This is a genomic window from Streptomyces sp. NPDC003038 (assembly GCF_040611115.1).
Classification (GTDB): domain Bacteria; phylum Actinomycetota; class Actinomycetes; order Streptomycetales; family Streptomycetaceae; genus Streptomyces.
This window is the reverse complement of record NZ_JBEXNN010000079.1, coordinates 1-4,910: the sequence shown is the minus strand read 5'-3', so window position 1 is coordinate 4,910 and position 4,910 is coordinate 1. Positions and strand designations below refer to the sequence as shown.

Sequence of the window (4,910 nt, the reverse complement as noted above, 5' to 3'; positions counted from 1 at the left end):
GCCCGCGGCTCACGCACCGAAACCGCTCCGGCCGCCCACCTCCTGTCGGCTGTCACGGCCGCCGGCCGGACCGTCAGCCAGCTGCGGGTGCCGGACAAAACCAACGAGATCACCGCGTTCACCGGCTCAAACGACCCCTCGCGGTCACTGGGGATGACTATCACGAACCGGGCCGATGTCCGTGAGGACGGTCTGGCCCGAGTGTCATTGCGGGGGTAACCACCGCTCTTCCCGGCCGGGTCATGCTTGTCAGCCAAGGTGATCGGTGATCTGACCCTCCAGGGCAGACTCCAGCAGCCGCTCGTCAGCCTGAAGCCGCCCTCGCCGGTCAGTTGCAGGTCCTCGGCTTGAGCCCGGCCCACCCACTCGTCGATCAGGTGGTCGTCCACGGCCTTCGCCGGCGGCGACCTACCCGGCGGTCGCGGACTCGGTCACATTCTCGATGGTCTTCGGCGCATCTTCCTTGATCAGGAGTTACACCGAACGTTTTACCGTCCCATGGGCGGGTTAAAACGGTTCACAGGCGCAGGTAGCCTTGGGGGGCTGGCCAGTGGTGTTCCCGTAGTTCCCCGTGTTCCATCAATTGAGCTGGGCCCCTAGTGTGCTTCCCCTCGTAGCGTGGAGTCGTGACCCGATAGGGAGTTGAGGGTGGGGAAGCGACGTGGAGTTCCGTGAGGGAGCTGTGCGGATCGTGTTGGAGCCAGGGAAGCCGGCTGCGGAGGTCGCGCGAGATCTGGGTGTGCACGAGGGCACACTGCGGACCTGGGTGAGCCGGGCCCGCGGGGTCGCGGAGACGGGCACGGGCCCGTTGGAGGAGTCCGAACGGGAGGAACCGGCCCGGCTTCGGGCGGAGAATCAGCGGCTGCGCAAGGAGACCGTCGAGCTTGGGATGGAGCGTGATGTCCTCAAGCGATGCATGGTCCTGTGGGTGAAGTAGCTGAGACCCACCCGGCGGTACTCGTCGGGGTGATCAGCGACTGCAGGACCGAGGAGAAGATCCCGCACACCGTGGCTTGCCGCGCGCTCGGCGTGTCACCGGCCTGGTACTACAAATGGCGAGCCCCAGGCCCGCGAACCCAACGAAGCGTGAGGTCAGACGGGCTGCGCTGACCGAGCGGATCGAACACTTCTTCATCCGTTCGGGCCGGATCTACGGTTCGCCCAGGATCACATTGGGTCTGTGGGCCGAGGGCTGGCAGGTGTCGGTGAACACGGTCGCCGGGATCATGGCCGAGCGGGGCTGGTACGGCCGGGAGCCGAAGAAGCGCCGGAACCTGACCCGGCAGGGCAAGCGGCCCGCCGCCCGTGACCTGGTCGGCCGGCACTTCGACGCGATCGCTCCCGATGTGCTCTGGGTGGGAGACATGACAGAGACCGACACCGGGGAGGGCAAGCTGTACCTGGCCACCGTCATCGACCTCTTCTCCCGCCGCTGCCTCGGCTACGCCATGGACGCCCATCACGACGCAGCTCTGGTCAGCGCGTCCTTGCAGATGGCCGCCGCAAGCCGGGGCGGTGACGTGGGCGGAGTGATCTTCCACAGCGACCGAGGCAGCGAATACACCTCCGCCGCATACAACAGCCTGTGCGACCGCCTCTGCGTGGTCCAGTCCATGGGCCGGGTGGGGTCCTGTTTCGACAACGCCGCAGCCGAGGCGTTCAACTCCACGGTCAAGACCGAGTACGTCCACCGGCACCGCTCCACCACCCGGGCCGAGGCCCGGCTGAAGATCGCCACCTGGATCGCCGACTTCTACAACACCAGACGCCGCCACACCCGTGCCGACGGACTCCCGCCCGCGGAGTTCGAACGAATGATCAGCCAGCAACGCCACCAAGCCCACCACAGGGCCCAAGCCGCATAGAAAAGACTCCACGTTTCCAGGGGATTGACAACTGGTGTATTAGACCATGACGGTGTGGCCTCCCCTCCATTCGCCTTAATCCTCCGTTCTCTTAACGCTGTCATCGGCGCGTTGCCGGGCTTCGGGGAACGCTTCCTATCTCATGGGGGTCAATATGTTTTCCTGAGAGGAATTGATCCATGTCTCTACACCGTCGCTTGGGCAGACGCTCCTTCATGCGTTCCGGCCTTGCGCTGACGGCGGGGGTCGTCCTGCTGCCTTCGAGAACGGTAAGGCCAGCATTCGCTGCTGCGGGCGACGCGGGACTGCGCATTCACGAAAGGGTCTCATGGGGCGCGGTCGAGCCGCTGCACCCCGTGCGGTGCGCTGGGGAGTTGCCAAAAAAAATCATCATTCATCACACGGCAACCGCCAACGTACAGGATCTGAGCCTGAGCCGAGCGTATGCTCTGAGCCGTGCAATTCAGCGCTATCACCAGCAGACGATGGGATGGATCGATACGGGACAGCATTTCACTGTTAGTCGAGGCGGCCATCTCCTTGAAGGTCGTGAGCACAGCCTTCGCGAGCTCAGACGCGGAGAAAATTTGATCATCGGGTCCCACTGTACCGACCAGAACACCGTCGCGATCGGGATCGAGATCGAGGGGAACTATAGCAAATCAGCACCCTCCCAGATTCAATATGGAGCGCTCGTAGAAATGTGCACATACATTTGCAGTCAGTATGGAATGTCCCCTAGTGAGATCTACGGTCATCGCGACTTCAATGCCACGGCTTGCCCGGGTACCGCCCTTTACGAGACGCTTCCAGATCTGCGCACTGCTGTCGCGCAGGCCTCTGCCAATACATGCGGGGAGTGGCAGAGCATCGGAACAGGGCCCACGGAATTCGAGGAGCCCGCGCAATCGCTATGGTTGTTTCATTAGGTGCTGGACGCGGATGCCCGACGGAGGCCTCACTTGGGCCGAAATTTCTGGGTGAGCCCCAACCCCTAACGAGTTGATGAACGTCTTTGGCCTATTGGGTGGTGACTCACGCCGTTACTGCTGGAGATTTTCAGCCGGATGCCATTGGACTAGTGGGTTTGGCGCCCGCCTGCCACGTTCGCATGGAGCCGTGAAAACTCCGACGAGTGGCTGTCGCCGTCGCCAAATAGCAGCCCGATGCCTTACGCGTGGATCTCTGGACGCGAAAGTCGCTGCTGCTTTATGACAGTGGCCACGACTTCTGCGGCTATTGTGGCCCCCGGTTGAGGGCGAATCAATTCTGGCAGGCCGTCGCGCCACATCACGTCTCGGGTCTGTCAGTTTTCGGCCTGCGGCACTGGGGCGGCCACTGCGTATTGCAGAAGAGTCCGAGCGAGTAGGCCCGTGCCACCAGTGCGCCTCTGCTGGCGGCCCCGAGTTGGACACGCAGCAACTTGAGTCGGTAGTCCAAACCTTGTCGACTCAGCTGCAGCATCTGGGAGATATCCGAATTACTATGACCCGTGGCGAGTAGTTCCAGGATCCTGGCGTCGATCTCCGACACCTCGCGGCAGGCGGGAGCAGCAGACACATCAGCCCAGGGTTCGCGCAGTTCACCGAGCACGAGCAATACCAGGTGTGAACCACCCAATCCAGGAACACGGAAGGCTGAGATGCTGGCCAGGGAGCCTGGGGCATTTTCTCCGTGCAACAGGATTCCGTTCAGTTTGCTGGGACAACCAGCCTGGGCACTACGCCATAGACTGCCAAATCCTTCACGTGAAGAGGCCCCGATCCATCGATCGATTGACGTGCCGTGTAGATAACTCGGAGGAACATTCAAGATTCCCGCGAGGGCGTTATTTGCCTGCTGGATCCGGCGACTCTCGTCCAGAATAGCCAGGGGGCGGTCGACGACGCTAAAGATGAGGTCGAAGTTGTTTGAACAATTTTCCAGATCCCGCTTGAAAGCCTCCTCTCTCGTCACATCCAGGGCGATGTGAATGGAAGTGTCCGATCCTTCTACGCTTTCGAGCGGTGTGATCCTGGATTGGAACAACTCACCGTTCGATCCGTTCCACTTAACTCCTTCCTTGGCGGGAACGGGAGGGTGGGTAGTATTCTCGGAGGTAGTAGCGGGGCGGATGAGGATAGGAGGTTGTTCGCGACGTGCGATCACTTCCTCTTCGCTTTTTCCCACTGCGTGCAAATATGCCGAATTGGCAAGTATGACGCGTCCACCTCCATCCAGAACGGAAATGGGGGATGGGAACGCATGCAACAGATGCCGCAGGAGAGACTCCATGCTTTTCCGGCGCCGCTCTTCTTCCGCTGCTCTTCCGAAGTCGACGGCGAATCCAACGACTCCTGTGACCTCTCTATCTGCCGTCAAAATTGGAGCTACGCAGGCGTGGATGCGTCCCTCGGGGCCCGTCCGCCAGATGACTTTCTCTCCGTTCCGGGCACGGAGGTGAGCAAAAACATCTGGATGCTGTGGGTAGCCTACGTCGTAAGTGACCTCCTCATGGCCGGAGACTGTGGTACCCGAGGTTGAGAAGTGATGGTCGAGTCCCGGGCTTCCGAGAGAAGTGACGAGACGGAGCTCTAAATCAGTCATCCACACCCTGACGGGAAAGCCGGAGAGGGGCAATGATGAAATAGTGTCAAAATTCATATGACCGTAATTGCTCACCAAGTTGGTTATGCGTGAGTGTCGCGGAATCTGGATCTTTTAGTGGAGTAGGGGAGGATGTGGTAGAATTCTATCTGATTCGTAACTCAAACGGTGCAATTTTGGGGCGCAGTGGGTGTATGAGTGAGGGAATTTGCGGCCGCCACTAGTTGTGAGAGAGGCGGCGGACGTCAGCCATGAAAAGGTGGCGCTGGCCGCTGGCGATCCGGAGCGTGATGGCTTCAGGCTTGCGGAGTAAAGTCGCTTTTCGATCGTCTGAAGATCTCTCTGATTGGGAGGTGGTGCTGTTCCAGGGCTGATTCATAGTCGGATTGATCATGTCGCGTTGCAGGTCAGCGGCAGTCCGATCAGGTCGAGCGGGCGGGTGAAGGGTGCGTAGGAGAC

The 4,910-nt window shown here is 60.8% G+C and carries 4 protein-coding genes and 1 pseudogene; 3 read left to right on the top strand and 2 right to left on the bottom strand.

What is annotated here, in order from left to right:
* A pseudogene (locus ABZX75_RS33825) lies at window positions 1-389 on the bottom strand (hypothetical protein); the annotation flags it as partial.
* Between the two features lie 272 nt (window positions 390-661).
* On the opposite strand from ABZX75_RS33825, the gene ABZX75_RS33820 reads away from it, so the two are divergent.
* From ABZX75_RS33820 to ABZX75_RS33810, 3 genes are all read left to right on the top strand, one after another.
* Window positions 662-937 (top strand): transposase, encoded by a 276-nt coding sequence (locus ABZX75_RS33820; protein ID WP_355417940.1) that lies wholly within the window; start codon window positions 662-664, stop codon window positions 935-937.
* A 115-nt stretch (window positions 938-1,052) separates the two neighbouring features.
* Window positions 1,053-1,865: an IS3 family transposase gene (locus ABZX75_RS33815; RefSeq protein ID WP_355417937.1), complete on the top strand. Its 813-nt coding sequence runs from the start codon at window positions 1,053-1,055 to the stop codon at window positions 1,863-1,865.
* Between the two features lie 215 nt (window positions 1,866-2,080).
* Window positions 2,081-2,794, top strand: coding sequence for a peptidoglycan recognition family protein (locus ABZX75_RS33810; protein WP_355417934.1), 714 nt, complete (start codon window positions 2,081-2,083; stop codon window positions 2,792-2,794).
* A 361-nt stretch (window positions 2,795-3,155) separates the two neighbouring features.
* Here ABZX75_RS33810 and ABZX75_RS33805 read toward each other — a convergent pair whose 3' ends face one another.
* Window positions 3,156-4,526, bottom strand: coding sequence for a PAS domain-containing protein (locus ABZX75_RS33805; protein ID WP_355417927.1), 1,371 nt, complete (start codon window positions 4,524-4,526; stop codon window positions 3,156-3,158).
* Window positions 4,527-4,910 lie beyond the last annotated feature (384 nt).